Source organism: Pseudomonas sp. IT-P100 (assembly GCF_949767185.1).
GTDB lineage: Bacteria > Pseudomonadota > Gammaproteobacteria > Pseudomonadales > Pseudomonadaceae > Aquipseudomonas > Aquipseudomonas fluorescens_B.
The window spans coordinates 245,852-271,148 of record NZ_CATKQK010000058.1; the positions used below are offsets into that span (position 1 = coordinate 245,852).

The 25,297-nt window shown below is 58.0% G+C and carries 14 protein-coding genes and 1 pseudogene; 7 read left to right on the top strand and 8 right to left on the bottom strand.

Going from position 1 to position 25,297, the window contains the following annotated elements; all coding sequences use genetic code 11:
- Positions 1-90 precede the first annotated feature (90 nt).
- The 3 genes from ACM6IQ_RS29240 to ACM6IQ_RS29250 form a co-directional block, all read right to left on the bottom strand.
- Complete coding sequence (locus ACM6IQ_RS29240; protein ID WP_414880511.1) at positions 91-1,491, bottom strand: PLP-dependent aminotransferase family protein; 1,401 nt, start codon at positions 1,489-1,491, stop codon at positions 91-93.
- On the bottom strand, positions 1,488-2,978 hold the full coding sequence (locus ACM6IQ_RS29245; RefSeq protein ID WP_414880495.1) for a hypothetical protein: 1,491 nt from the start codon (positions 2,976-2,978) through the stop codon (positions 1,488-1,490). Before ACM6IQ_RS29245 ends, ACM6IQ_RS29240 begins: the two co-directional genes overlap by 4 nt.
- A 555-nt stretch (positions 2,979-3,533) precedes the next feature.
- Positions 3,534-4,556: a zinc-dependent alcohol dehydrogenase family protein gene (locus ACM6IQ_RS29250; RefSeq protein WP_017338754.1), complete on the bottom strand. Its 1,023-nt coding sequence runs from the start codon at positions 4,554-4,556 to the stop codon at positions 3,534-3,536.
- Between the two features lie 269 nt (positions 4,557-4,825).
- On the opposite strand from ACM6IQ_RS29250, the gene ACM6IQ_RS29255 reads away from it, so the two are divergent.
- The 4 genes from ACM6IQ_RS29255 to ACM6IQ_RS29270 all read left to right on the top strand — a co-directional run bounded on the left by ACM6IQ_RS29255 (position 4,826) and on the right by ACM6IQ_RS29270 (position 11,924).
- Positions 4,826-5,743: a LysR family transcriptional regulator gene (locus tag ACM6IQ_RS29255; protein WP_017338753.1), complete on the top strand. Its 918-nt coding sequence runs from the start codon at positions 4,826-4,828 to the stop codon at positions 5,741-5,743.
- A 311-nt stretch (positions 5,744-6,054) separates the two neighbouring features.
- Positions 6,055-7,308, top strand: a complete 1,254-nt coding sequence (gene mexE, locus ACM6IQ_RS29260; RefSeq protein ID WP_414880496.1) for a multidrug efflux RND transporter periplasmic adaptor subunit MexE — start codon at positions 6,055-6,057, stop codon at positions 7,306-7,308.
- Between the two features lie 15 nt (positions 7,309-7,323).
- Positions 7,324-10,506, top strand: a complete 3,183-nt coding sequence (locus ACM6IQ_RS29265; protein ID WP_017338750.1) for an efflux RND transporter permease subunit — start codon at positions 7,324-7,326, stop codon at positions 10,504-10,506.
- Positions 10,503-11,924, top strand: coding sequence for an efflux transporter outer membrane subunit (locus ACM6IQ_RS29270; protein ID WP_017338749.1), 1,422 nt, complete (start codon positions 10,503-10,505; stop codon positions 11,922-11,924). Before ACM6IQ_RS29265 ends, ACM6IQ_RS29270 begins: the two co-directional genes overlap by 4 nt.
- A 140-nt stretch (positions 11,925-12,064) precedes the next feature.
- On the opposite strand, the gene ACM6IQ_RS29275 is transcribed toward ACM6IQ_RS29270, so the two are convergent.
- The 4 genes from ACM6IQ_RS29275 to ACM6IQ_RS29290 all read right to left on the bottom strand — a co-directional run bounded on the left by ACM6IQ_RS29275 (position 12,065) and on the right by ACM6IQ_RS29290 (position 19,812).
- Positions 12,065-13,030, bottom strand: a complete 966-nt coding sequence (locus ACM6IQ_RS29275; protein ID WP_414880497.1) for a biotin/lipoyl-binding protein — start codon at positions 13,028-13,030, stop codon at positions 12,065-12,067.
- Between the two features lie 4 nt (positions 13,031-13,034).
- Positions 13,035-13,235 (bottom strand): DUF1656 domain-containing protein, encoded by a 201-nt coding sequence (locus ACM6IQ_RS29280; protein WP_031318903.1) that lies wholly within the window; start codon positions 13,233-13,235, stop codon positions 13,035-13,037.
- Positions 13,225-15,375: an FUSC family protein gene (locus tag ACM6IQ_RS29285; RefSeq protein ID WP_414880498.1), complete on the bottom strand. Its 2,151-nt coding sequence runs from the start codon at positions 15,373-15,375 to the stop codon at positions 13,225-13,227. Before ACM6IQ_RS29285 ends, ACM6IQ_RS29280 begins: the two co-directional genes overlap by 11 nt.
- A gap of 96 nt (positions 15,376-15,471) precedes the next feature.
- Positions 15,472-19,812, bottom strand: a complete 4,341-nt coding sequence (locus ACM6IQ_RS29290; protein WP_414880499.1) for a hypothetical protein — start codon at positions 19,810-19,812, stop codon at positions 15,472-15,474.
- Positions 19,813-20,003: 191 nt separating this feature from the next.
- Between ACM6IQ_RS29290 and ACM6IQ_RS29295 the strand changes: the two genes are divergently transcribed.
- The 3 genes from ACM6IQ_RS29295 (at position 20,004) to ACM6IQ_RS29305 (ending at position 24,415) form a co-directional block, all read left to right on the top strand.
- A complete protein-coding gene (locus tag ACM6IQ_RS29295; RefSeq protein WP_414880500.1) occupies positions 20,004-21,059 on the top strand; it encodes a tetratricopeptide repeat protein in 1,056 nt (351 codons plus the stop codon).
- A gap of 177 nt (positions 21,060-21,236) precedes the next feature.
- Positions 21,237-22,739 (top strand): ATPase domain-containing protein, encoded by a 1,503-nt coding sequence (locus ACM6IQ_RS29300; protein WP_414880501.1) that lies wholly within the window; start codon positions 21,237-21,239, stop codon positions 22,737-22,739.
- A complete protein-coding gene (locus ACM6IQ_RS29305) occupies positions 22,739-24,415 on the top strand; it encodes a response regulator (RefSeq protein ID WP_414880512.1) in 1,677 nt (558 codons plus the stop codon). The genes ACM6IQ_RS29300 and ACM6IQ_RS29305 overlap by 1 nt, the downstream gene beginning before the upstream one ends.
- A 43-nt stretch (positions 24,416-24,458) precedes the next feature.
- Here the strand turns inward: ACM6IQ_RS29305 and ACM6IQ_RS29310 are convergent.
- Positions 24,459-25,297: pseudogene (locus tag ACM6IQ_RS29310) on the bottom strand (RHS repeat-associated core domain-containing protein); the annotation flags it as partial.

Consider the following 25,297-nt stretch of genomic DNA (forward strand, 5'->3'; position numbering starts at 1 on the left):
TGGTTCAGGAATAGGACAGCAGTTTACTGGCAGTTTGACCGCAACGCGATGGGATCGATCCATGGGCACAAACGATGTTTACGGCCGTGTTCAGTCCACCGACTCCAGTCGCAAGGCATCTCCCAGCAGGCTCAATGCAGCACCGATGTCATGATCTCCGCCGAACGCATGACTCAAGCGCAAATGCTGCGTATGCAGCCCCTGCAGACTGAAGAGTTCGCCCGGCGCAATCACCACATGATGCTTGAGCAAGCGCTGGAACACGCGACGCATATCGACCTGACGCAGTGAGCGTGCCCAGATCGTCGCCCCGCCCTGAGGATCGACGACATGCAGGGCGTCGCCCAGACGCTCCTGCAATAGCTGCGTCATGTGCACCTTGCGATCCTTGAGCAACCTGCGCAGCACCTGAAGGTGCTGATCGATCCGGCCATTGCCGTACAAACGGGCAATGGCTTTCTGGCGAATCGGCGACAGGCGAAATGAGCGCAGCAGGAAGTGCCGCTGCAATTGCTCGCTGAAATGTCGCGACAGCAGATAGCCGTACGGCGCTTCCGAACCGATGATTTTCTCGAACGTGGAGAACACGATCAGCCGGCCGGGGTCGAGCAGGTCGCGGAATCGCGAGCCGCCTGGCTCGAATTCGAGGTCGCCGTAACAGTCGTTTTCCAGCACCCAACTGCCATGCTGTTCCAGCAACTGCGCAATGGCCAGTCGATTGTCGTCGGGCGGCAGACTGCCCCGCGGCGCACTCAACCCCGACGACAGCATCACCAGCTGCACCGGCCGGGTTTCCAGCAGTTCCTTGAGTCGCTCGACGTCCAGGCTGCCATTGGCTTGCACTGGCCATTCGATCACTTGAACATCCGCGGCCTGAAGCAAGCGCAGGATCGTCCAGTCACACGGCGACTCGACGACCACCGCGGCGTCCTTGAGACCCAGCACAGCGATCAATATTTCCAGGACTCCGCGCAAGTCTGCGCCAACATAAACGTCATCGGCATGCCAGCAACGCACTGGCGACGTGGTGTAACGCGCCGCAAGAGCGGTGCGCAGTTCGAGCTCGCCGCAAGGTTGTGAAGGTGGTTGTGGCAGACGCGGGTATTGGCGCAGCAGTTCGCGCTCCAGCAGCAACAACGGACTGTCGAGAGGCTGCAGCAGCGCCGGCTCATCGGCACTGAAGACCAGCATGCCCGGGCGCCTGGCACTGACATAGACGGTTTCGAGGAGGTCGTTGCCACTGCCCGGCATATTGATCGAGGACACCGGCAACGCGTAGTAGCCGGACTTGGCCACCGAATAGACACGCCCTTCTTTTTCCAGCAGCGAATAAGCGTACTGGATAGTCGAGATCGACACGCCCAGTCGATTCGCCAACTGGCGTAACGACGGCAAGCGAACATTCGTGTCGCTGACCGGCTCGTTGATCAGGTGGGTCAAGTATCGGTACACCGCCTGATAGGCAAAGTCAGTCTCGCGAGGTCCTTTCAATGTCCCGCTGACCATTCACCCGCCACCGCAGCATCATGGTCATGACTGGCGGCTTCGGATTGCCCGTGCGCGTCGGCCGGCTCCCCGTCGGTCACCCTGCCCTCGACGTCAGGCGTCGGCCCCATGCGGTACAGCTTGCCGATCAGGCTGACAGGCAGCCCGCTGACGTCGACCATCCAGTGCACAATCTGTTCCGGCACCGGGTTGCCCTGCATCGCCCGGTGCAAGTCAGGCATTGCCACCAGCATGCCAGGGTGGCACTGACGCAGGAAACGCTCAAGCCCGGCACCGTTTTCGACAAAAGGCGCGAAGAGCAGGCACACCAGCTGCGCCTCGTTCAACCCAAGGCTTTTCTGCGCCTCGGCCGCAGCCAGTGCACGCTGATCGGACAGCCTCGCCGGGTTGCCAAAGGTCTCCACGGCTTGCTCGCACAGACGCTCCGGCAACCGCTTGCGACGCATCATCACCAAGGCTCGCTGCAAGTAGTCGGCGACGCCGGATTCATAGCTGTCACCGTGCATGAAACACGCCTGCAAACCCCGGACATGGGCAGAGATAGAGGGACTGACGTAGTCGTTGTCACTGAGCTGTGCCGTGAGTTCGTCAGACTGAAAACCCAGAAATTCGGTGAGCAGCGGCCATCGGTCTTCCCGGTTGCCGACCAGCAGGTCGTGAATGTCGATGAACGTGGTGCGACGGCAGGCTTCAAACTGTTCGGCCGGACGCCATTGCGCCTGGCCCTCTCCGTCATAAAACGTGCGGTAACAATCGCTGCCGAGTTCGTCGAGCACTGCAAACAGCATGTCAAAACCGGTTCCAGAATGACTGGACGTCGTGAGCCCGGCCTTCGCCGCCGCCCGCTTCAAGCCCTCGATAAACAGTTTCTGCTGACGCGGTGAGTCGCTGCTGATCAACGCATCGACGCCGTTGTTCCACCGGGCAATTTGCCCAACGAATTCGCCAGTGGCCAGATACCCGTCGTCCCATAGATCGACCGGTCCGTCGAGGGACCGACGATGTCCCACCATCAGCAGATTGAGTCGATTGCCTTCGCGCCCCGCGTCCGAAATTGGAGACAAGTGCCTGAACGGCAAAACCTCCCGATTATCGGCCATCAATACTTCGACCCTGGGATCATCGTAGAGGAACAAGGCGCTGCAGCTGCGATGGATGTTGTCTTGAACCGTCGAACTGATGCCGTTCATGCGCAATGAAGCCACACGCAGCTGGAAGGTAGAAGGTGCCCTGCCGGCAATACTGAGCTGCGCGGCGCGTAGCAGTGCCAGGGTGTAGCAACTGTCCCGGGACCCGGACTGGATGGCCAGCACCTTGTAATCACCAATGCGATCCATGCCACCGGCGGTGACCACTAATCGCTGAATCATCAACTGCAACGCTGTGCGTTCGGCCCGGGAAAAGAAACTCAGCAAGCGTTGCAGCACTTGCTGATAGACATAACTCATCGCCTGGTCATGGATAAGGGTCATCTTTATCTACCTGATACTCATAAGTTCAACCGTGAGCAAACAACGATATGCACGGCGTAAATCGATTAGCTGCCACGATTGAAGTGCTGGACGTTGTTCCCAAATGCTAACACTTAAGCTTCTGTAATTATTTGAAATGCCTGCTCGGTGCGGTTGTCCCGGCAACAGACAGGCCGCCGCAAAGCCCCGTAATACCGGCGCTCCTGGGCTGGAAGGGAGATCCTAGGAAATGTCCGACAACATCCCACAGACATTTAGCACAAGAAATAAAGAAAGAAGTCGCAGATGATTGTTTGGCAACTGCACAACGATCAACGGTTTGTCGGAAATATATTAACGATGTGCATTTAAAAGTATCAAACCGATACCCAGACATGACTCTTTCCTTGAGATGAAAGTAATCATTCAATTATCAGGGCTTAGATGACGATTAGAAGATACAGATCAAGAGCAAAAACCAGTTCAGTTGCTGAACCGACCTGATCGACAGGGACGTTTCATTTTCCCGTACGCATAAAAAAAGTCCGTGCGGGGCACGGACTTTTCAGAGGGGTGTTACGCAGGTTCGACTTGCAGGGCGACCCGTTCGCGGCATGGGCATTCGTCCATGTAGCGGTGTGCTTCGACAAACTCGGAAAACGGGAAGACCCGGGTCTTGAGTGGCAGTAGAACGCGATCGGCGGTCATCTGGTTGATGTCGCGCAAGGCACGTTGCAGTGCGGCCTGATCCTGAATGATGCCCAGTTCCGGCTTGCCGGTGAAGTTGCCGATGCAGTGCACAAAGAACTGAATGTTCTTCTGGAACGCTGCGCAGGCCGGGAATGGCGTCTGGTTGCCCCCTTGCAGGCCGTACAACACCAGGCTGCCGCGAGGTGCGAGCACATCGCCGAGCAGAGACATCTGAGGGCCACCCAAACCATCGAACACCACATCGACACCGCGGTTATCGGTAATCTTGTTGATCCGCATGAGCAGATCTTCTTCCTCGGTGACGATGACCTTCTCGGCACCCAGCGACAGCAAGTATTCACGCTCTTCGGCCGTCTTCGTGGCGGCAATCACCCGTACGCCCAGGGCTTTACCCAATTGGACGAAAGAAGGTCCGGCACAGTGACTGGCGTCGGTGACCAGGGCGAACTGCCCTGGCTTGACCCGTGCCAGATCGACATAAGCGAAGTAGGCAATCAACAGAGGCGTGTAATGCACCGCCGCTTCGATCGGGTTGAGCACGTCCGGATAGCGGGTCAGCGCCGAGCGTGGCAAAACGATCTGCTCGCCATAGACCGGGTAGTCGTTCGGGCTTTCAGCCGGGAAACTGGCGACCTTGTCACCGACCGCCAGGTCATCGACGCCCTCGCCGACCGCCGTCACGACGCCGGACATTTCATGGCCGAGGCCTGAAGGCAAACGAGCGTGGGACGAGGCCAGGTTCTGGCGCCAGAGAATGTCGTACCAGCTGATGCCAATCGCCTCGACGCGCACCTGCACTTCGCCCGGCGCAGGGAGAGCGGCCGCATGCTCTTCGCATTTGAGCACCTCGGCTGGACCAAACTTGTGAAAACGGATCGTGCGGGACATCGCAAACCTCGTCAAAGAAACCTCTAATGCCCTGAACTCTATCTGGGCTTTCTACCCAAGACTATCAGTGGCTATTAATAGTCGACATGCCTGTCATTGATTCCGCAGCGACGGCGACATCTTCAAATGTCGTAAGAAACCGAAGCAGCCTTTGTAGGAAAACTGAATTACTCGGTGCAGAGTAGCAGCCTTTCCCCGTAATATTCATGCCGGCCATTGTTCTCATATGGCCGCTCTCGTCAAGCTTGATGACTCTGCCAGGACTCCAGATGAATCGTAATGACCTGCGTCGTGTCGACCTGAACCTGTTGATCGTATTCGAAACATTGATGCACGAACGCAGTGTGACCCGCGCTGCGGAGAAATTGTTCCTCGGCCAGCCCGCCATTAGTGCGGCGCTCTCGCGCCTGCGCGGGCTGTTCGATGACCCGTTGTTCGTGCGCACCGGCCGCAGCATGGAACCGTCCGCCCGGGCGGTGGAGATCTTCGCCCTGCTTTCGCCGGCCCTGGACTCGATTTCCACCGCCGTCAGCCGTGCGGCGGAATTCGACCCGGCGACCAGCACTGCGGTGTTCCGCATCGGCCTGTCGGACGATGTCGAATTCGCGTTGCTGCCGATGCTGCTCAAACGCCTGCGCGCCGAATCACCGGGGATTGTGCTGGTGGTGCGTCGTGCCAACTACATTCTGATGCCGAGCCTGCTGGCTTCGGGCGAGATTTCAATCGGCGTCAGCTACACCGCCGACTTGCCGGCCAACGCCAAGCGCAAAGTGCTGCGTCGCAGCCTGCCCAAGCTGTTACGTGCCGATACGGTGCCGGGGCCGTTGAGCCTGGACGACTTCTGCGAACGCCCCCACGCGCTGGTGTCTTTCGCTGGCGACCTCAGCGGCTTTATCGATGAAGAACTGGAAAAACTCGGACGCAAACGGCATGTCGTGCTCGCGGTGCCCCAGTTCAACGGGTTGAGCACGCTGATCAGCGGCACTGACATTGTCGCCACCGTGCCGGATTACACGGCGGAAGCATTGACGGCAGCCGGTGGTGTGCGGGCGGAAGATCCGCCGTTGCCGGTGCGCAGCTTTGAATTGCACATGGCATGGCGTGGGTCGCAGGACAATGATCCAGGAGAACGCTGGCTGAGGTCGCGGATTCAGATGTTTTTCGGGGATCCGGACAGCCTGTCCTGAGCCTGGCATTTTGTTGGGGTATACGCCCCCTTCGCGGGCAATCCTCGCGCCTACAGGAGTATGCAATTGACTGTAGGCGCGCGGCTTGCCCGCGAGTGAAGCGACTCGGTCTTACGCCGATTACTTGCATTCCCGGCAACACAGAATTGCCGTCAAGCACATTGATCGCCCTCGTACGGCAGGCGCATGCTAGAGGGCTTGCTTCGACCTTATATCATTCCGAATGATAGTTACCTTCGCTTCATTCGATTCGTGCCATACCACCTCGCCGAGCATCATCCGCCCATCTCAATACATTGGCGGATGCATCCATGGAACAGTCACTCAAACATTTGCGCTTCCCCTTGGCCATGTTGGCCGTGCTGGTGATGAGCGCTTGCGGCAAGGCTCCGGAGTCTGCCGCGACCATGCCTGCGGCGAAAGTCAGTGTCGCCAAGGTGCTGGAACAACCGGTCAACGAGTGGGACGAATTCACCGGGCGCCTTGAAGCGCCGGAAACGGTAGAGATTCGCCCAAGGGTCTCCGGCCAGATCGATGATGTGGCCTTTACCGAAGGCGCACTGGTCAAGAAAGGTGACCTGCTGTTCCAGATCGACCCACGCCCGTTCCAGGCTGAGGTCCGCCGCCTCGAAGCGCTGGTTGCCCAATCCCGCGCCAATGCCACCCGCAGTGAAAATGAAGCCCAGCGCGGTGAACGTCTGCGCACCAGCAACGCGATTTCCGCCGAATTGGCCGATTCGCGCACAAGTGCAGCACAAGAAGCCCGCGCCGCAGTGGGTGCCCTTCAAGCGCAACTGGATCTGGCGAAACTTAACCTGAGCTTCACCCGCGTCACCGCGCCAATCAGCGGCCGCGTCAGCCGCGCGGAAATCACCGCTGGCAACCTGGTCACCGCCGATACCACCGCGCTGACCAGCGTTGTGTCCACCGACAAGGTTTACGCCTACTTCGACGCCGACGAGCGTGTGTTCCTCAAATACACCCAGCTCGCTCGCCAGGGCAAACGCGGCGCCACCACCCCGGTGTACCTGGGCCTTTCCAATGAGGACGGCAACCCGCACCAGGGCGTGATGAACTTCGTCGACAACCAGGTCAACCCGAAAACCGGCACCATCCGCGGTCGCGCAGTGTTCGACAACACCGACGGCATTTACACCCCTGGCCTGTACGCCCGCCTGAAACTGGTTGGCAGCGGCACCTACTCCGCCGTGCTGATCAACGATGAAGCCGTCGGCACCGACCTGGGTAAAAAGTTCGTGTTGGTGATGGATGCCGACAACAAAACCGCCTACCGCGCGGTCGAGCTGGGTCCGAAAATCGAAGGTCTGCGCATCGTGCGCAACGGCCTGAACAAGGACGACACGATCATCGTCAAGGGCCTGCAACGGGTACGTCCCGGTTCGCCAGTCACCCCTGAAGTGATCCCGATGGCCAGCGAACAAACCCTCGCGGCACTCGCACAACAACGACAAGCGCTGGAAGCCAGCAACCTGCCCCAAGTCGCGCCTGCCAAGGCCGCGCCGGGTTCGGTTGTGAAACTGGCTGCTGCGACTCCACGCGGTTAAGGGACAACAACTCCGATGAATTTTTCCCAATTCTTCATTTCACGGCCGATCTTTGCAGCGGTTCTGTCGCTGCTGATCCTGATCGCCGGCGCCATCTCGCTATTCCAGTTGCCGATCAGCGAATACCCGGAAGTCGTGCCGCCGACCGTTGTGGTCCGTGCCAACTTCCCGGGCGCCAACCCAAAAGTCATCGGTGAAACCGTGGCCGCTCCACTGGAGCAAGCCATCACCGGCGTCGAGAACATGCTGTACATGTCCTCGCAGTCCACCGCTGACGGCAAGATCACCCTGACCATCACCTTTGCGCTGGGCACTGACCTGGACAACGCACAGGTGCAGGTGCAGAACCGCGTGACCCGGACCGAACCGAAGCTTCCAGAAGAAGTGACGCGTATCGGTATCACCGTGGACAAGGCTTCGCCCGACCTGACCATGGTTGTGCACTTGACCTCGCCGGACAAACGCTACGACATGCTCTACCTGTCCAACTACGCCTTGCTCAATATCAAGGATGAGCTGGCGCGCCTGGGCGGTGTTGGTGATGTGCAACTGTTCGGTATGGGCGACTACTCCCTGCGAGTGTGGCTCGACCCGAACAAGACCGCTTCGCGCAACCTGACCGCCACCGATGTGGTCACCGCGATTCGTGAGCAGAACCGTCAAGTGGCTGCCGGTGCCTTGGGCGCCCCGCCTGCACCGAATGCCACTGCGTTCCAGTTGTCGGTCAACACCCAAGGTCGCCTGGTTTCTGAAGAAGAGTTCGAGAACATCATCATTCGCTCCGGCGACGACGGTGAAATCACACGTCTGAAAGACATCGCACGCGTTGAGCTGGGTTCCAGCCAATACGCCCTGCGCTCCTTGCTGAACAACCAACCGGCGGTGGCGATCCCGATCTTCCAGCGTCCGGGTTCCAACGCGATCGAAATCTCCAACGAAGTGCGCGACAAGATGGCGGAGCTGAAGAAGAGCTTCCCGGAAGGCATGGACTTCAGCATCGTCTATGACCCTACGATCTTCGTGCGCGGTTCCATCGAAGCAGTGGTTCACACCCTCTTCGAAGCACTGATCCTCGTGGTTCTGGTGGTGATCCTGTTCCTGCAAACCTGGCGTGCCTCGATCATTCCGTTGGTGGCGGTGCCGGTTTCGCTGATCGGTACGTTTGCGGTCATGCACCTGTTCGGCTTCTCGCTGAACGCCTTGTCATTGTTCGGATTGGTATTGGCCATCGGTATCGTGGTGGACGACGCCATCGTGGTGGTGGAGAACGTGGAAAGGCACATCGAGCTGGGAGAAACGCCCGTAGAAGCCACCAAGAAAGCCATGCGAGAGGTGACCGGACCGATCATCGCGACGGCGCTGGTGCTGTGTGCGGTATTTATCCCGGCGGCGTTCATTTCCGGACTCACCGGCCAGTTCTACAAACAATTTGCCCTGACCATTGCCATCTCGACCGTGATCTCGGCGTTCAACTCGCTGACACTGTCCCCTGCCCTGGCCGCCGTGCTTCTCAAGAGCCACCATGCGCCGAAAGATCGCTTTACCAAAGTGCTTGATAAGCTTTTGGGCGGCTGGCTGTTCCGTCCGTTCAACCGGTTCTTCGAACGCGCCAGCCATGGCTATGTCGGCACCGTAGCCCGGGTTATCCGCAGCAGCGGTATTGCCCTGCTGTTGTACGCAGGCCTGATGGTGCTGACCTTCTTCGGTTTCGCTCACACCCCGACCGGTTTCGTACCCGGCCAGGACAAGCAATACCTGGTGGCGTTCGCGCAACTGCCGGACGCTTCGAGCCTGGACCGCACCGAAGACGTGATCAAACGCATGTCCGACCTGGCCTTGAAACAGCCTGGTGTGGAAAGCGCTGTAGCGTTCCCGGGCCTGTCGATCAACGGTTTCACCAACAGCCCGAACGCCGGCATTGTGTTCGTGACCCTGAAACCGTTCGACGAGCGTAAAGACCCGAGCATGTCCGCCGGTGCGATTGCCGGTGCCTTGAACGGTCAGTTCGCCGGGATTCAGGAAGCCTACATGGCGATCTTCCCGCCACCGCCGGTACAAGGCCTTGGCACCATCGGTGGTTTCCGCCTGCAGATCGAAGACCGGGGCAACCTGGGCTACGACGAGCTGTACAAAGAAACCATGAACATCATCACCAAGAGCCACAACGTGCCGGAACTGGCCGCGCTGTTCACCAGTTACACCGTGAACGTGCCGCAGGTCGATGCCGCTATCGACCGGGAAAAAGCCAAGACCCATGGCGTGGCTGTCAGCGATATCTTCGACACCCTGCAGATCTACCTGGGTTCGCTGTATGCCAACGACTTCAACCGCTTCGGTCGCACCTATCAGGTCAACGTTCAGGCTGAGCAACAGTTCCGCCTCGAGCCGGACCAGATCGGTCAGCTGAAAGTGCGTAACAACAAAGGCGAGATGATCCCGCTGGCGACCTTTATCAAGGTCAGCGACACCTCGGGCCCGGACCGCGTGATGCACTACAACGGCTTCATCACCGCTGAAATCAACGGTGCAGCAGCCCCAGGCTACAGCTCCGGCCAGGCTCAGGCGGCCATCGAGAAACTGCTCAAGGAAGAACTTCCGAACGGCATGACCTACGAGTGGACCGACCTGACCTACCAGCAGATTCTGTCCGGCAACACCGCGCTGTTCGTGTTCCCGCTCTGCGTATTGCTGGCGTTCCTGGTACTCGCGGCCCAGTACGAAAGCTGGAGCCTGCCACTGGCAGTGATCCTGATCGTACCGATGACCCTGCTGTCGGCCATCACGGGTGTGATTGCTTCGGGAGGCGACAACAACATCTTCACCCAGATCGGCTTGATCGTACTGGTGGGACTTGCGTGCAAGAACGCGATTCTGATCGTCGAGTTCGCCAAGGATAAACAGCAGGACGAAGGCATGACCCCGCTGGCTGCGGTGCTCGAAGCCTGCCGCCTGCGTCTGCGGCCGATCCTGATGACCTCCTTCGCGTTCATCATGGGTGTGGTGCCACTGGTGTTCTCCAGCGGTGCCGGTGCTGAAATGCGTCACGCCATGGGTGTGGCGGTGTTCTCCGGGATGCTCGGGGTGACCTTCTTCGGTCTGTTGCTGACACCGGTGTTCTACGTATTGATTCGTAACTTTGTGGAGCGCGGTGAGAAACGCAAAGCGGCCAAGGCCCTGAAACTGGAGGCGCAACAATGAGCCTGAAAGCCTTCCTGCCGAGCCTGCTGGTACTGGCCCTGAGTGCCTGTGCCGTCGGCCCGGACTACAAGACCCCAGCCACTGAACCGGCCAACATCACCACCGCCACCGATGGCGCTGCCGGCCAGAAGAACTTCGACCGCTCGCGTTTCGAAGGTATCTGGTGGCAGCAGTTCGAAGACCCGACTCTCAACCAGTTGGTGACGCAATCGCTGCAGGGCAACCGTGATTTGCGCGTAGCCTTCGCGCGCTGGAAAGCGGCCCGGGCGATTCGCGATGACGCCAGCAATGACGCCATGCCGACCATCACCAGCCGCGTCAGCAGTGATCTGGGCAAAGGTCAGATTCCGGGCCAGACCACCAAACGGGTCAACAGCGAACGCTATGACCTGGGTCTGGACATGGCCTGGGAACTGGACCTGTTCGGTCGCATCCAGCGCAACCTGGAATCCAGCGACGCCGAACAGCAAGCGGCCGAAGCCGACCTGTACCAACTGCAAGTCAGCATGATTGCCGAATTGGTGGATGCTTACGGTCAACTGCGCGGCGCACAACTGCGGGAAAAGATTGCCCTGGCCAACCTGAACAACCAGCAGGAGTCGCGCAAGATCACCGAAAGCCTGCGTGATGCCGGCGTCGGCGATCAGCTCGATGTGGTCCGCGCCGATGCTCGCCTGGCGGCCGTCGAAGCCAGCGTGCCGCAGTTGCAGGCTGAACAGGTTCGGCAGAAAAACCGCATCGCCACGTTGCTGGGTGAGCGCCCGGACAAGCTGACGGTGGACCTGAGTCCGAAAGAATTGCCAGCGATTGCCAAGGCGCTGCCGATCGGTGATCCCGGCGAACTGCTGCAGCGTCGTCCGGATATTCTCAGTGCCGAACGCAAACTGGCTTCGGCCACGGCACGTATCGGTGTGGCCAAGGCGGATCTGTTCCCACGGGTCAGTCTCAGTGGTTTCCTCGGCTTTACCGCCGGGCGTGGTTCGCAGATCGGTTCCTCGGCGGCCAACGCCTGGGCACTGGGCCCAAGCATCACCTGGGCAGCGTTTGACCTGGGCAGTGTTCGAGCTCGCTTGCGCGGTGCCGACGCAGAGGCCGAAGGCGCTCTGGCGACCTACGAGCAGCAAGTGCTGCTGGCGCTGGAAGAATCGGAAAACGCCTTCAGCGATTACGGCAAACGCCAGCAACGCCTGATTTCTCTGATTCGTCAGAGTGAATCCAGCCGCGCAGCCGCCGACCTGGCAGAAATTCGCTACCGCGAAGGGTCGTCGGACTTCCTCGTCCTGCTTGATGCCCAACGCGAACGTCTGGCGGCGGAAGATACCCAGGCCCAGGCTGAAGTCGATCTGTATCGCGGCATTGTCGCGATCTACAAGGCCCTTGGCGGCGGCTGGCAACCAGAGACGGTCGCCAGCCAGTAACAGAGCTCTTTTGGTTGGCCGCAACCAACCCTTTTTTTGCCCCGCGGCTCATTCGGTCGCGGGGCTTTTTTTTGTCTGCAGTTATGTTGCATTCCCCTGTGGGAGCGAGACCGGCAAGCCAGTCTCGCTCCCACAGGGGATTAGCGGTGATCTTGAGCATTGTGGCTTTCCTGGATGGTCACTGTCGCCGTCGTCCCCGCCCGCAGTTTGTCCTTGTCGGCATAGTCGGCGTCGATCTTGATCCGCACCGGCACCCGCTGTGCCAGTTTGACCCAGGTGTAACTGGGATTGATGTTGGCCAGCAAACGGCCGCCGGGCAGGTTTTCCCGGTCGGCAATGGCGAAAGCGATGCTTTGCACCGTGCCGCCAAAACGTTCGCCACTCATCAATTCAATGTCGACCCGGTCGCCCTCCCCGATTCGCGGCAGTTTGGTTTCTTCAAAATAGCCGCTGATGTAAAAGGAATCGCTGTCCACCAGCGCCACCAACGGACCACCCGCGGTCGCATAGTCGCCCTGTCGGGTCAGCAGATTGGTGACGTAGCCACTGACCGGCGATTCGACCCGCGTGCGCTCCAGGTCGTGCTCAGCCTCGGCCAATGCGGCGATGGCCAGATGCACATTGGCCTGGGCAAAACCCAGGTTGGCCTGGTTGCGCATCAAATCGGCCTGGGCCACCGAGACATCGGTGCTGGATTTTTCCCACTCTTCACCGGAAATCGCCGCGCGCTCCTTGAGTGTACGGCGACGGCGTTCCTCACTCTGACGCTGCTTGAGCAGCGCCTGGCTGGCCACGATGGTCGCTTCGGATTGCCCCAGCGCGGCCTTCGCCACTTCCACCGACCGCTTCGCATGCTCCACGGCCAGGATGTAGCGCGAGGGATCGATTTCCAGCAGCAACTGGCCCTTCTCCACATGCTGGTTATCCTGCACGCCAAGGTTGACGATGCGCCCCGCGACATCGGCGGACAAGGTCACCACATCGGCACGCACCCGGGCATCCCGGGTCCAGGGGGCACGGGTGTAATGTTCCCAGGCGAACCAGCCAAGCACAAAGGCCAGCACTACCACGGCCACTGTCGTGAGTCGGGCGAGGATTTTCTTCACTGCATCAGGCTCCCATCAGCAGAATCAACGTGGCACACACGCAGGCGTACAGCGCGCCCTCGAACAAGGCTTCATGCCACACGAACTGCAACACGCCGAGGCGCCGCAAAATCCAGTCCAGCAACAGATAAATCGGCAAGCCCAGCAGCAGCGCCTGAGCAATCGGCGGCAGGTAGACACCGCCTATTTCCATATCAATCGGCAAGGACAGGTACTCCTGCTGTGGGCGTTGCGGGTTCAAAGTGGCCACGGTGACGCTCCAGGAACGACACCACGATCAATAACGCCACGCGCATGCGAAACACCGACCACAGATGCTCATGGACGCCGGAATGCAGCGCATCCAGTTCATCGCCCAGGGCATGCAGGCTATCGAGCACGCGATCCACTTCAGCGTCGGCCCGGCCGGCGACCAGTCGCCCGGTTTCCCTAACCGTAGCGAACAGCCGGTTTTGCACTTCCGGGCTCAGTAACGCGTTGTCCTGCCCCTGTTGCCTGAGCTGGTTCAACGCAATGCCCAGCGCCATGCAACCGAGGCTGACATCGAACAAGTCACGCGCTGGCTTGTCCTGGATGGACGGCAACAGCCCCAGCATCATGGTCAGGCGGTCGACCATGCGACTCTCGAAGGCAAACTGGTTTTGATCCGTGGGCGGAATTTTCAGCAAGGCGTAGACCTGCTCGCAATTCTCCTGGTGCAGCCGGCGAATGCGCAGTACAGGCCTGAACGGAAAGATCAAGGTATACACACTCAACGCCAACGCGGCGGCGCAGACATACGAGCCGGCAAATTCGAACCACTGGGTCGCGGTGTTTTGCCCCAGCCCCGTGTTCTGCGGGCCCAGTAACAGAAAGGTCGACAACCCGAGCCCAATCCCCGTCCCCGTGGTGGCCGGGCTGGACAATCCCACCGCGACGGCATACAGCAAGGGCGCCAGTAACAGCGCCAACAGCTCGAAACTGCTGATCATCGGCACCAGCGAAAATTGCAGAAATGCCGACACCACCAGCGCCAGTCCCAGGCCCCGGGCAAAACTCTGGGCGGCCAGCAACGGACGCGGAAACGTGGCCATCAGCGAGCAGAGAATCCCGGCAACGATCATGCCGCCCCGTGCGCCGTCCCAACCGGTTTCGATCCAGATCAGACCGGCCACCATCAATGCGCAAAAGGCGCGGATCGCGTTCGTCGCCGCCAGGGTGTAGTCCATGTGCAGCGGGTTCTTCTGCCCGCGATAGAGGCTGCTGGCTTTGCGCCCGCTCTGGATTGCATCGCTCAGTTCCAGAATCGTTTCAAACTGCTGTAACAGACGCGCCTGTTCCCAGCGCAATGACCACGACAGCGAACGCAAGGTCGCCGAAAACGGCTCGATGAGTTGCTCCGAACGGTAGGCCAGATCATCGAAGCGCTTCTGCAACGCTGCGAATTGGCGCCGTTGCTCATTAGGCATCGCGCGCCCCAACTGCGCCAGTTGATCGAGGAACAACACTTCTTCGGCGAGCAAACGCTGAACCTCCTGGGGAATCTCGCCTTCCAGACGCTCGAGCAATAACTGCCTCTGATGGCGCAACGCGGTGAGCCGAGCGGTCAGCAGCACCAATTGGTTGCCGAGCAATTGCACCAGGTCATCGGCACTGCGCAAACGCGGCGCATCGTAATACAGATGCCGCCGTACCCCTTCCAGTGCGCTGATCTGACCGAGCAGCTGCATTTGCCGAAGATGGAAATCGGCCTCGCTTTCCTCGGTACGAATAGCAGCGCTGGCATGGGTCGCCAGCAGTTTGATCACCTGATCGATCCTGGCAAAGTAATCCTTGGCCACGGCCTCCGGGCGCGCAGTCAGAAGGCTGACGACACACACGCAGGCCACCGCGAGCAACGTTTCGGTCACGCGGGTCACGGCGAGCAGGAAGGTGCCGTCCTGATCAGGGACCGCCAGGAGTCCCACCACCACCGCGGTATAACCGCTGAGTACAAAGGCCTGGGAACTGGTGTAGCGCAACAAGGTGCCACCGGCGGTACACAGCGCCAGCCACAGGGACAGCGTAATGAGAAAAGGCAGCGGCGCCTGGGGGAAGATCCCCATGATCACCACGGCCACCATCGCGCCCAGGGTCGTGCCGATGACCTGGCCGAAGCTGCGGGCCAACGCCATCCCGGCCAATGGCTGGCTGACGATGACCACGGCCATGATCGACCACTTGGGCTGGTCGAGGTCGAACAGAAACGCCAGGTACAGCGTCAACAGCCCGGCCGCGATGGTTCTCAAGGCAAACAGCACTACCCCCGGACCAGGGTTGAGTATTGCCTTGAAGTATTGAAGCAGCGGTTGCATGGGAGTGCTCATCGAGTCATCTCCTGCAAGCGTAGTCACTGGATGGGCGGGCCGGATGAGTTTGCGCGCTGCACAATCCAATCAACAGTGAGAATGCGCAGCACCCGGTCAGCTTTGAGCTGTACTGTTTTGTTTAACTTCTTTTTCCATGTGTGGGGAGTTGATCTGTGCAGGTTTGGAGTTGTTATCTTGAACAGGTTTTTTGATCGGAAAAGGAACCGACTCCGCAAAGGGATTGGGTATGCTTTTTAAGATGGCGCGATCCAGCGCGCTCGGATTGGGTATGAATTTTCCAGCACGATCGTAGGCACCTAGTATCTTCGATCCCGGAATATTATTCTCATAAGTGACTTGATACGGATTTGAACCCAACCGTGATTGAGAGCCAGCTTTCCAATTATCATTTCTTACAACATCACTCCCACTCTTGGTTCTGCCATCAATCAGATAGGTATACCCCCCTTGCTTTCCTCCCTGGTGATAGGCACCCATACCATTGCTGTCGTAATACCCTGATGTTTTCACCCCTGAATTGTTTCCACTCTTGAAGCCTTTGGCAAATACCTCGTGGGGCGACCGCATGTCTCCACGCATGGTAAATCCTCTATACACATAGCCTTCTTTAGGGCCGGCAAAATACAAGACACGCGAACGGTCCATCAGTCTTTGTGCAACCTCAGGTCCTTTGCCCAACGACTTCAATCGCCCTACGACCACATTACTGGTTAACTTTCGATTTACCTTGTCCTGAATAATCCACGGATTCCTGACTCTGGGAGCAATCCATTTTTCTATTTTTTTAGCATTGGCCGAGAGCGGTGAAGACGGGTGCCCATATTTTGGAAAGTACCTGGAAAGCTCTTTAGGGAAAACCTTGTCAAACTTCAAGCGCTCACCAATTTTCCCAGCAATACGGGAGTCCACCACCCTGGAGAATATTTTCCCCAGTACTTTACCGATATACGGTCCAGCGACTTGGCCAATCATTCCCTTTATTGCATTGGCTTTATGTCGACTTGCTTCCAGAGGGTCATCATTTACCGCCCCCCGCACGTATTGAGCCCCAGAGGCGCTAGCACCCATCATAAAGGCAATACCTGCGACCGGAGCTCCTGGCATCGCCAATATGATGGTAAAACCAGCCAATGCATCCGCCAAAATACCCAGCAATTTATCGACTGTCCGCTCTTCCAATGTTGAAGTCATCGTATCCATATCAGATTTGGCTTTATCAACCACTTCCTTGAACAATTCTTTAAAGGCATCGTGTTCGTCCTCATAACGGGTGGCGCCGTCCTTTCGGCCAAATATAATTGGCGTATAAGGCCATTTATAATCGCTGTACATATTCAAGGGATTCCACCCCCAGACAAATCGCCCTTGACTGTGCTGAAAATCATCATCATCACGGGACAACAAGTTTTTCAGGGGGATTCGTTTTGACAGTTCACTTCTTAACTCCGGAAATTCCTCTATTGATTTTCCGTCCTTTTCAAACAGTTCAGCAGGACTCTCGATCACCGTTTCATTCCCACTCAGGAAAACAAACAATCCCTCTGGGCCTCTCCCCTTGGACAAAAAAACAGCGTTCGAAACAGGAAGCATATCGCTGTATTTACCGTGCTTTATAGCGATGGGCCTTATCGGAATTTCTCCGCGCATATACTGATTGGCGACTTCTTTACCTTGCACTGAGATGTGCGCACCTTCGAGACAGTCGCTGACGACCTGCTGCAACTTGTATTTAAGATTCGCCTTCCATAACTCGAAAGACTTTGGCTGAGACAAAACTTTTTCCGAACGGCTTTTATAGTCTTCCCAGAGGTTACTTTCCCTCACGGCATTTTTGAAACCTTCTGTAAATCCAGAAGGCCAATTAATTTTCATCTCTTCGCGTGATTGCGCTTCTTTCTCGTGTCGCCCCATCATCAATTCGGCCAAGCTGAACATCTTATATCTGCTGGCTACTTTTTGATAATAGTTACCCTTGCTCGCCAGCGGACGTGGCGTGTCGTAGTCAACTCTGAACTTTGTTTGTTGATTTACTTTCGATTTCAAATCAGGAGGCAAATCCGAGTCGACGACGACCTGCTGTACAGATGACAAAATAAACAAAGACGGGTCCAATACTAACTGCAGTTCGACATAATCCTTGATAAATAAATCTGCCGCCTGACTGATCGTGACACCGGGTGCGATTTCCTCACCCGGCTTTATGGCAATCTCGGCGTCTAATGCGCGCTGTCCCGCCTGAATGAGCCAGTGTGCAGACGCATGCGCAGTTACGCCGCTTTCTGAGGTCTGCATTTCGGAACTCATCCCCAAACTGCGTCTCTTACGAACATTTATCGGCATATCGCCCATTAATGGAGCGGCATCAGCAGTAACGGCGGCCTCGGTCGTTGATCCATTATCCGGATCGGCCTCAAACTCAACATTTGCATCTAATGCCGCCAACACAGTGACTTCATTGAGGTAATCCTGATAGGTCACATTTTGGTTGCCAGGTACAGGCCGCTGCAAAAGTGCCTCAAGGTTCTCGACCAGTTGTGGATCGTCGGCGGGATCAGGGTAGTCGGACTCGCTGATCCATTTTTTTACTTCATTTGCGAATTCCGGCAGATCCCCAAATAGATCCTCTACACCTTCGACAACATATTCATCAAACACCGCTTCTTCATTCGGCACAGCACCCGGATCGAGTTCAACCCCCTGTAAAGGATCAATCGCCTGTTCTGGTTCAGGTAGTGACCAACTTGCGTAGAAGTTACTGATCGCCACGTATGCAGCAAACACGCCCGTAGCCCGACCTGGATTTCGCTCTATCAAGTCACCCGTTTGACCGAGAACCGCAACTCCCGTGCTGATTAAACTGCTGCTCATTCGGCCGAGCCAGCTCGCCATTTGCCCCCCGACAACTTGCATTTCGGACAAGAAGGGGCCGGGCGAACCCGCGGGCTGATCATTCAAGGTTTCGGTTGTAGGCTGGTAAACCCGGAGAGGTTCAAGCATGGCTTCCATCTCGATCTGTTCATCGGCATAAGCACTGCCCCAAGGCATTGCTTTTCGGGCGAACTGATCCAGAATTTCGTCCACTTGTGCCGCTAGCTGTCCGAGCTGCGCGATGGCCGGCGGGCGTTCCGGACCTGGCTCGAGCGGCGATCTGGAAAAGTCGGACGCGCCATTTTTCCAGGCACCACTGTCTGGCTTCGCAGCGGGCCGATCTGTTACAGGGGTACTGCCCAACTTCACGGCGTCAAAGGTGGGCCGGCTGGTTGAAATATGGCTACTGTCCAGTCTTAAAGCGTTAAAGATGTCCAGCGCATTGCAGACATATAAAAGTTTGCCGACCAAGCTGTCGGGAACACGCGGGCCGTTTCCGGTGACGCTGGAGTAGAAGTCTGCGCTGCGCTCAAAGCTCTGCAGGCTCTTCAGCAACCCATCCGAGCCGTCATTAGACAAGGGAGGCGTTACCGACGTGTGTGTTGAGTTCATCAACGCTGAAAACGAAATCGGGCGTCCGAACACACCTTCCAACCAACTGGGGCCGACCAGCCACTCCAGCCAGGTCAGCTCTGCATCATCGCCGGGTTTGACTTGATCGCGCAGGGCTTTGACCTCTGTCACATAGTGCTCCGTCCAACGTATTCGCTTTACATCCCCCTTTTCGAGATGGCGGATAAACGCTTCCAGCTGAGCATGTACATCCCGTGGAGGAGGCCGCAGGTCTGACGCGTCTTCCAGCATCATCAGCGCACTGTCGAGTGCGCCATCGCTTGAGCGAATGTACTGCCGGCCCTGTGCCGTGAGATTTTTCAGGGTTTCCCAGTGAACATCCGCAAGCATCTCTTCGTTCGCAATCCGCTCGTCCCGCAGTTCACTCGAGCGATCCAGCTGTGACTGGATGAATCCCGTCTCTCCTACGGTTTTCTGTCCACTCGGAAACCTTACGTTTTCGCCAAAAGCGGCCTGCCATTTGTCGGGTGGCAAGTGGCACAGCACGTCGATAATTTCTTTCAGTCGCACGTCATCCAGCGAACCAAGTGGCCGGACCGAACGCAACATCGCGTCAGCAAACAGTCCGGCAATGGCTTTGCCAGTTTCTGTTTGCAAGATCCCGCTGCTCAGGACCGCCAATGCTTCCTGCTCGGAAAGCGTTTTCGTCATCAGCTGGTTTTTGAGTAAGGACCACTGGCACTCAAGATCGATCTGATCAAGAAAAGCCCCCGCAGATGAACTGAATGTACCGCGCGCGAGTACCGGTGGCGGAATATCTGCGTTCGATGCAGTGGGCGCTGCCGAAGAGAAACTGAGGTTGTCCATGACCCGAGAACTATTCCCGGCTAGCAGAAGCGCGGTGGAGATTGGTGTTTTCACCGTTGCGTCATTGGCAGATGGAAATTTCGGCGACGCAGAACTGACTTGTGTTGCATTGCGCAGGTGAGGCATGAACGATTTTCCGTCTCGACTGGATCAGACGCAAAGCATGTATAGCCGCCCCGAAAACATCTTGTAAAAAAAGCCCGTATGTGTGCGAGGTCAGAACATTTGTTAAGTCGTTTAACCGTCCAAGGTTTGACTCCCGTCCCAGACTGATCAAAGCTGACACTCATTTGCTAGTGCCTCAGCCTCGGATTTCCATGCCCAAGTCCCGCCGTTATTTGTTTATCAGCCTCTGCGTACTGATTGCCATCGGCCTTGCGTGGGGCTTCCTGCGCAGTACGACCCCTGTGGTGCCTGAAGCGATCAGGCGTGGTTACAGCGAAGCACTGACGCAAGCCAGGGCTGGTCAACCGGGCGCCGCGCGCGTGCTTTATCAGCAACTGGGGCGTCCTGACATTTCCCCCAAACGCCGCGTATGGCTGCATGCCGAGCTGCCCAACTACCCCAGTTCCGTGGCCCTGAAACTGGCGGACGCTGACCTGCAGCATCCCTCGGCCGATGTGCGCATCGCCGCCATCAGAAGCATCAGTGGGCTGGTCCCCAACGGTCAGCGCAGCCTGCTGTTGGGCCCGTTGCTCGATGACAGCGAACCACGTGTCCGGTTTGCTGCGGTGAACGCGCTGCTGGGGTTGTCGCCGGACGACCTCGGTTTGTATTTCGGACCGTTGCAGCAAGCCATCGATGCGTGGGAACAGGCGCTCACCCAAGCGCCTGAAAGCGCCGACAACCAGTATCAGCTGGCCCGGTTGCACCTGCACAATGCTGAATTCAAAGCGGCGCAACAGGCGCTTGAAAACACCTTGCGCCTGGCCCCCGACAATCTGCCCGCACTGGTGATGCAGATCGAAGTGCTGGACCGGCAAGGACAAAGCGAAGCCGCCCGGCTGCTATTGGCCAAACAGTTGAAAGCCCAGCCCGAGTCAGCCTACCTGCAACATGCCCTGGGGATGTGGTTGCTGCACCACGGTCAGAGTGAGTTCGCCCTGCTCGGCTTGTCCAAGGCGGTGGAACTCGAGCCGGACAACAAGGATTATCGCTACGACCTGGCGACGACGCTGCATGACGAGCAAGAGCTTGAAGCGGCGCAGAAACAATTGCAGGAAATCGTCCAGCGCCACCCCGCCGACCGCAAGGCCCGGGTCTTGTTGATCAACTACTGGAAAGAAAGCGGGCAGCTGCAAAACGTGCAGATCCTGTTGGCCCAACTTGAACAACTCAACCCCGACGACCCGGCACTGCAACAAGGTCTTTAATAGATCGCAGCCTGCGGATGAACGCATCCGCCGCAGGCTGCGATCTTTTGCTTTTGCACAATCCCCGCCCCAAAAAGTGTTGAACGCTCTTCGCGGCCAATGGTCAAGTGATCAGGCAGTCCATTCAGGCACTTCAGGCCTGCTGCCTCGCTTCCCCTAGTCATGAGAGGGCATTTTTTGTCTACATCTAACGAGTTGTTCAGTGCAAAAGCCGCCACCGGCATCGAAGGTCTGGATGACATCCTGGCCGGTGGATTGTCCCGCGGTCACGTGTTTTTGCTGGAGGGCGAGCCCGGAACCGGCAAAACCACCGTCGCTTTGCATTTTCTGTTGGCCGGCGCCAGAGCCGGAGAGCGCTCGTTGTACATCACCCTGTCCGAAACCGAACGCGAACTGCGTCAAGGGGCGTTGTCCCATGGCTGGGAGCTGGATAAAAACATCCACATCTTCGAGCTGACGCCGCCGGAAAGCCTGCTCAATGCCGAGCATCAGCAGAGCCTTTTGTATTCCTCGGACCTTGAGCTGGGTGAAGCCACCAAGCAGATTTTCGAAGTGGTCGAGCGGGTCAAGCCGACTCGCGTCGTGCTCGACAGCCTTTCTGAAATCCGGCTGCTGGCACAAAGCTCCCTGCGCTACCGTCGCCAGATCCTCGCGATCAAACACTATTTCGTGCGCTATGACGCCACGGTGGTGTTGCTGGACGACCTGACCACCGAGTCCCTCGACAAGACCGTGCACAGTGTCGCGCACGGCGTGATTCGCCTGGAAGAATTGACCCCCAACTATGGCGCCGAGCGCCGGCGCATCCGCGTGGTGAAGTATCGCGGCCAGAAATACCGCGGCGGCTTCCATGACTTCACCATCATGGGCGACGGCGTACATGTGTTCCCGCGTCTGGTGGCCGCCGAACACCGTGGAGGGTATATCCGCCAGCAGTTGACCAGCGGCATCAAGGAGATGGACGCCCTGCTCGGCGGCGGTATAGAAACCGGTTCGAGCACATTGATCCTTGGCCCCGCCGGCACCGGCAAATCACTGATCTCGATGATCTTCGCCGCCGCCGCCGTGGCCCGGGGCGAGAAAGCCGCACTGTTCATTTTCGATGAAGAGCTGGGCCTGCTGTTCGAGCGCATGAAAAACATGGGGATCGACCTCAAGGCCCTGCAAGACACCGGCAACCTGCATATAGAACAAGTCGATGCCGCCGAGCTGTCCCCTGGCGAGCTTTCCTACCGGGTTCGTCGGTGCGTCGATGAGCGCGATATCAAAACCGTGGTGATCGACAGCATCAATGGCTATCAAGCCGCAATGCCCGAAGAGAACGCTCTGGTGCTGCACATGCACGAGTTGTTGCTGTACCTCAATCGCCGGGGCGCCGCGACCTTCATGACCGTAGCCCAACATGGGCTGGTCGGTGACATGCAAGCGCCCGTGGACATTACCTACCTCGCCGATACGGTCATTTTGTTGCGCTATTTCGAAGCGCTGGGCAAGGTCCGCCGGGCGATCTCGATCATCAAGAAACGCACCGGCAGCCATGAATCGACCATTCGCGAATACCGCATCAGCTCCAAGGGCATGACCATCGGCGAACCGCTGGACGCGTTCCAGGGTGTATTGCGCGGCGTCCCGACTTATCTGGGTGCGAGCAATCCTTTGCTCGGGGATGAAATCCCGTGATGGTCCAGGAAGCGACGTCCGAACGCGCGATCATCCTCGCGCCACTGGGACGTGACAGCCAGATTGCCCTGATGATGCTCAATGAAGCGGGTTATGCCGGGGTCATCACCCGTGACCTGGTCGGCCTTTGCGCCGAACTGGAGCATGGCGCCGGATTGTTGCTGATCTCCTCCGAGGCGTTGCTGGGCAGTGATGTCGAACCGTTGTTCGCATTGATCGAGCAACAGCCCGCATGGTCGGACCTGCCCATCGTGCTGATGACCTACCATGGCGGCCCCGAACAGAACCCCGCCTCACGCTTCGGCCCGCAACTGGGCAACGTCACCTTCCTTGAACGCCCATTTCATCCGGTGACGCTGATCAGTCTGGTGACCACCGCGTTGCGCGGTCGCCGACGACAGTATGAAGCCAGGGATCGGCTGATCGATCTGAGTCAAAGTGAACTGCGCCTGCAAACCACCCTCGAAACCCTGGAACAGCAGGTCGAGGAGCGCACCGCACAGTTGCGCCACAACGAAGAAGCCCTGCGCCAATCGCAGAAAATGGAAGCGGTCGGTCAACTCACCGGCGGCATAGCCCACGACTTCAACAACATGTTGACCGGGATCATCGGCAGTCTGGAACTGCTGCGCCGACGCCTGGCACGCGGACGCACCGAGGATCTGGACAGCCTGATCGACCTGGGCGTGACCTCCGCCAACCGCGCGGCAGGCCTGACTCACCGCTTGCTGGCGTTCTCCCGTCGTCAGTCGCTGGACTCCAAACCCGTGGCGATGAACACCCTGGTGGTGTCCATGGGCGAGTTGCTGCAGCGCAGTATCAATGAAAGCATTCACCTGGACATGCAGCTCAGCGAGCCATTGTGGGTGGCAGAGGCCGACCCCAATCAACTGGAAAGCGCCCTGCTCAACCTGGTGATCAATGCACGGGATGCCATGCCCGACGGTGGAAATCTGGTGGTCAGCACCGGCAATCGGTATCTGGACAGCGATTTCACCGAAGCCCACAGCAACCTGGAACCCGGCGATTACGTGGTGCTCAGCGTGACAGACAGCGGCTGCGGAATGCCGCAAAGCACGATCAACCGCGCTTTCGATCCGTTTTTCACGACCAAGCCGATCGGCCAGGGCACCGGGCTTGGCTTGTCGATGATCTACGGTTTCAGCAAACAATCACGCGGCCACGTCGCCATTCACAGTGAAGTGGGCGAAGGCACTACGGTGAGTCTGTTTCTGCCGCGTTTCAGTGGTGACCTGCCCCAGGATTGTCCGTCAGACGTGCAGCACGCGCTGTTCGCGCAGAACGGCGAAACAGTGCTGATCGTCGAGGATGATCCGGCCGTGCGGGTGCTGGTCAGTACAGTGCTGAGTGACCTGGGTTATGCTTTCGTCGAGGCCGGCGATGCCGACAGCGCGGTGCCGATTCTGGATTCCGGACAGCGTATCGACCTGATGATCAGCGACGTCGGGCTACCCGGCATGAACGGTCGGCAACTGGCAGAAATCGGTCGGCAGTACCGGCCCGATCTCAAGGTATTGTTCATCACCGGCTATGCAGAACACGCGGCGGTGCGCGGCGGGTTCCTCGATCCTGGCATGCAGATGATCACCAAGCCGTTTACCTTCGACCTGTTGACGGCGAAGGTGCGGGAGATGATTTGCCATGATCTGCCATGATCTGCCATGAACTGATTTAGCGGGTCACCATCCAAACTGAATGCTAGACCACTGCCTTGAATTTCCGGTTTCGTGGCACTTCGGCAACGGTTTGTTGACTGTATCCGCCCCTGACACGCTGTCCTATCAGGGGATCCAGTTCGGCTATCGGATTGATCGTATGCAAAATGCTATCCGTGACTGGATACGACTGCGCAAAACTTTCATGGCCATTGCCCTCAATGCCAATGACTATCCACTCCATTGAATTCGAGTAAGTAATATCCATAAAAGTAGCGTGTGCAAAATCTCTTAATCCCACATCTATTTCATCCCAGTCTGGAAGACTAAATTCGCTGCTCGGAGTGTAACTGGCATCTACGTTACCCAAACTGCGAATAGTGGCGCCCGTAAGCTGCTTAAGCGCTCCGTTGATAAACCCTTTTAAAACAGGGTGGAGTCCCGACAGGCTTGGAAGATAGGCGCCTTCAGCAATGCCAGATGCGAGATTCGCCCCCCCCTCAAACACCACCGACCAGCCCCCGGATGGAGTGGTGTACTGAATCGATGCCCCCACCCCGGAAGTCATGCGAGACATCCCCGACTCGATGGTACGACTGGCGATGTTCGCCAGGTCTCCCAAAGGGGTTGGGCTGAGATAGCCCACTGTCGCGCCCACACCGGCACCTCCGACGAAACCCGCGAATCTTATGGGGATGGTCGCAAACCGACTCCTGAATCGATGAACTCTTATGTAGCTTTCCGCCAAACCACCGCCAGCGTAACCATGTGCTACCGCGCTAACCACTGCATTCGCACCGCGTACTGTCGAACCCGCTGTCGTCTCCAACAGCGTTGTGATTCCTAACCTAGCGAGTTCGCCCGTTGAAGTGGCTAATCCCC

Excerpts from the sequence above, each read along its gene's own strand:
- ACM6IQ_RS29255 (WP_017338753.1), top strand. The coding sequence starts at position 4,826 with ATGAATCGTAATGACCTGCGTCGTGTCGACCTGAACCTGTTGATCGTA.
- ACM6IQ_RS29295 (WP_414880500.1), top strand. The coding sequence starts at position 20,004 with ATGCCCAAGTCCCGCCGTTATTTGTTTATCAGCCTCTGCGTACTGATT.
- ACM6IQ_RS29245 (WP_414880495.1), bottom strand. The coding sequence starts at position 2,978 with ATGACCCTTATCCATGACCAGGCGATGAGTTATGTCTATCAGCAAGTG.
- ACM6IQ_RS29305 (WP_414880512.1), top strand. The coding sequence starts at position 22,739 with ATGGTCCAGGAAGCGACGTCCGAACGCGCGATCATCCTCGCGCCACTG.
- ACM6IQ_RS29265 (WP_017338750.1), top strand. The coding sequence starts at position 7,324 with ATGAATTTTTCCCAATTCTTCATTTCACGGCCGATCTTTGCAGCGGTT.
- mexE (WP_414880496.1), top strand. The coding sequence starts at position 6,055 with ATGGAACAGTCACTCAAACATTTGCGCTTCCCCTTGGCCATGTTGGCC.
- ACM6IQ_RS29270 (WP_017338749.1), top strand. The coding sequence starts at position 10,503 with ATGAGCCTGAAAGCCTTCCTGCCGAGCCTGCTGGTACTGGCCCTGAGT.
- ACM6IQ_RS29290 (WP_414880499.1), bottom strand. The coding sequence starts at position 19,812 with ATGCCTCACCTGCGCAATGCAACACAAGTCAGTTCTGCGTCGCCGAAA.
- ACM6IQ_RS29250 (WP_017338754.1), bottom strand. The coding sequence starts at position 4,556 with ATGTCCCGCACGATCCGTTTTCACAAGTTTGGTCCAGCCGAGGTGCTC.
- ACM6IQ_RS29285 (WP_414880498.1), bottom strand. The coding sequence starts at position 15,375 with ATGAGCACTCCCATGCAACCGCTGCTTCAATACTTCAAGGCAATACTC.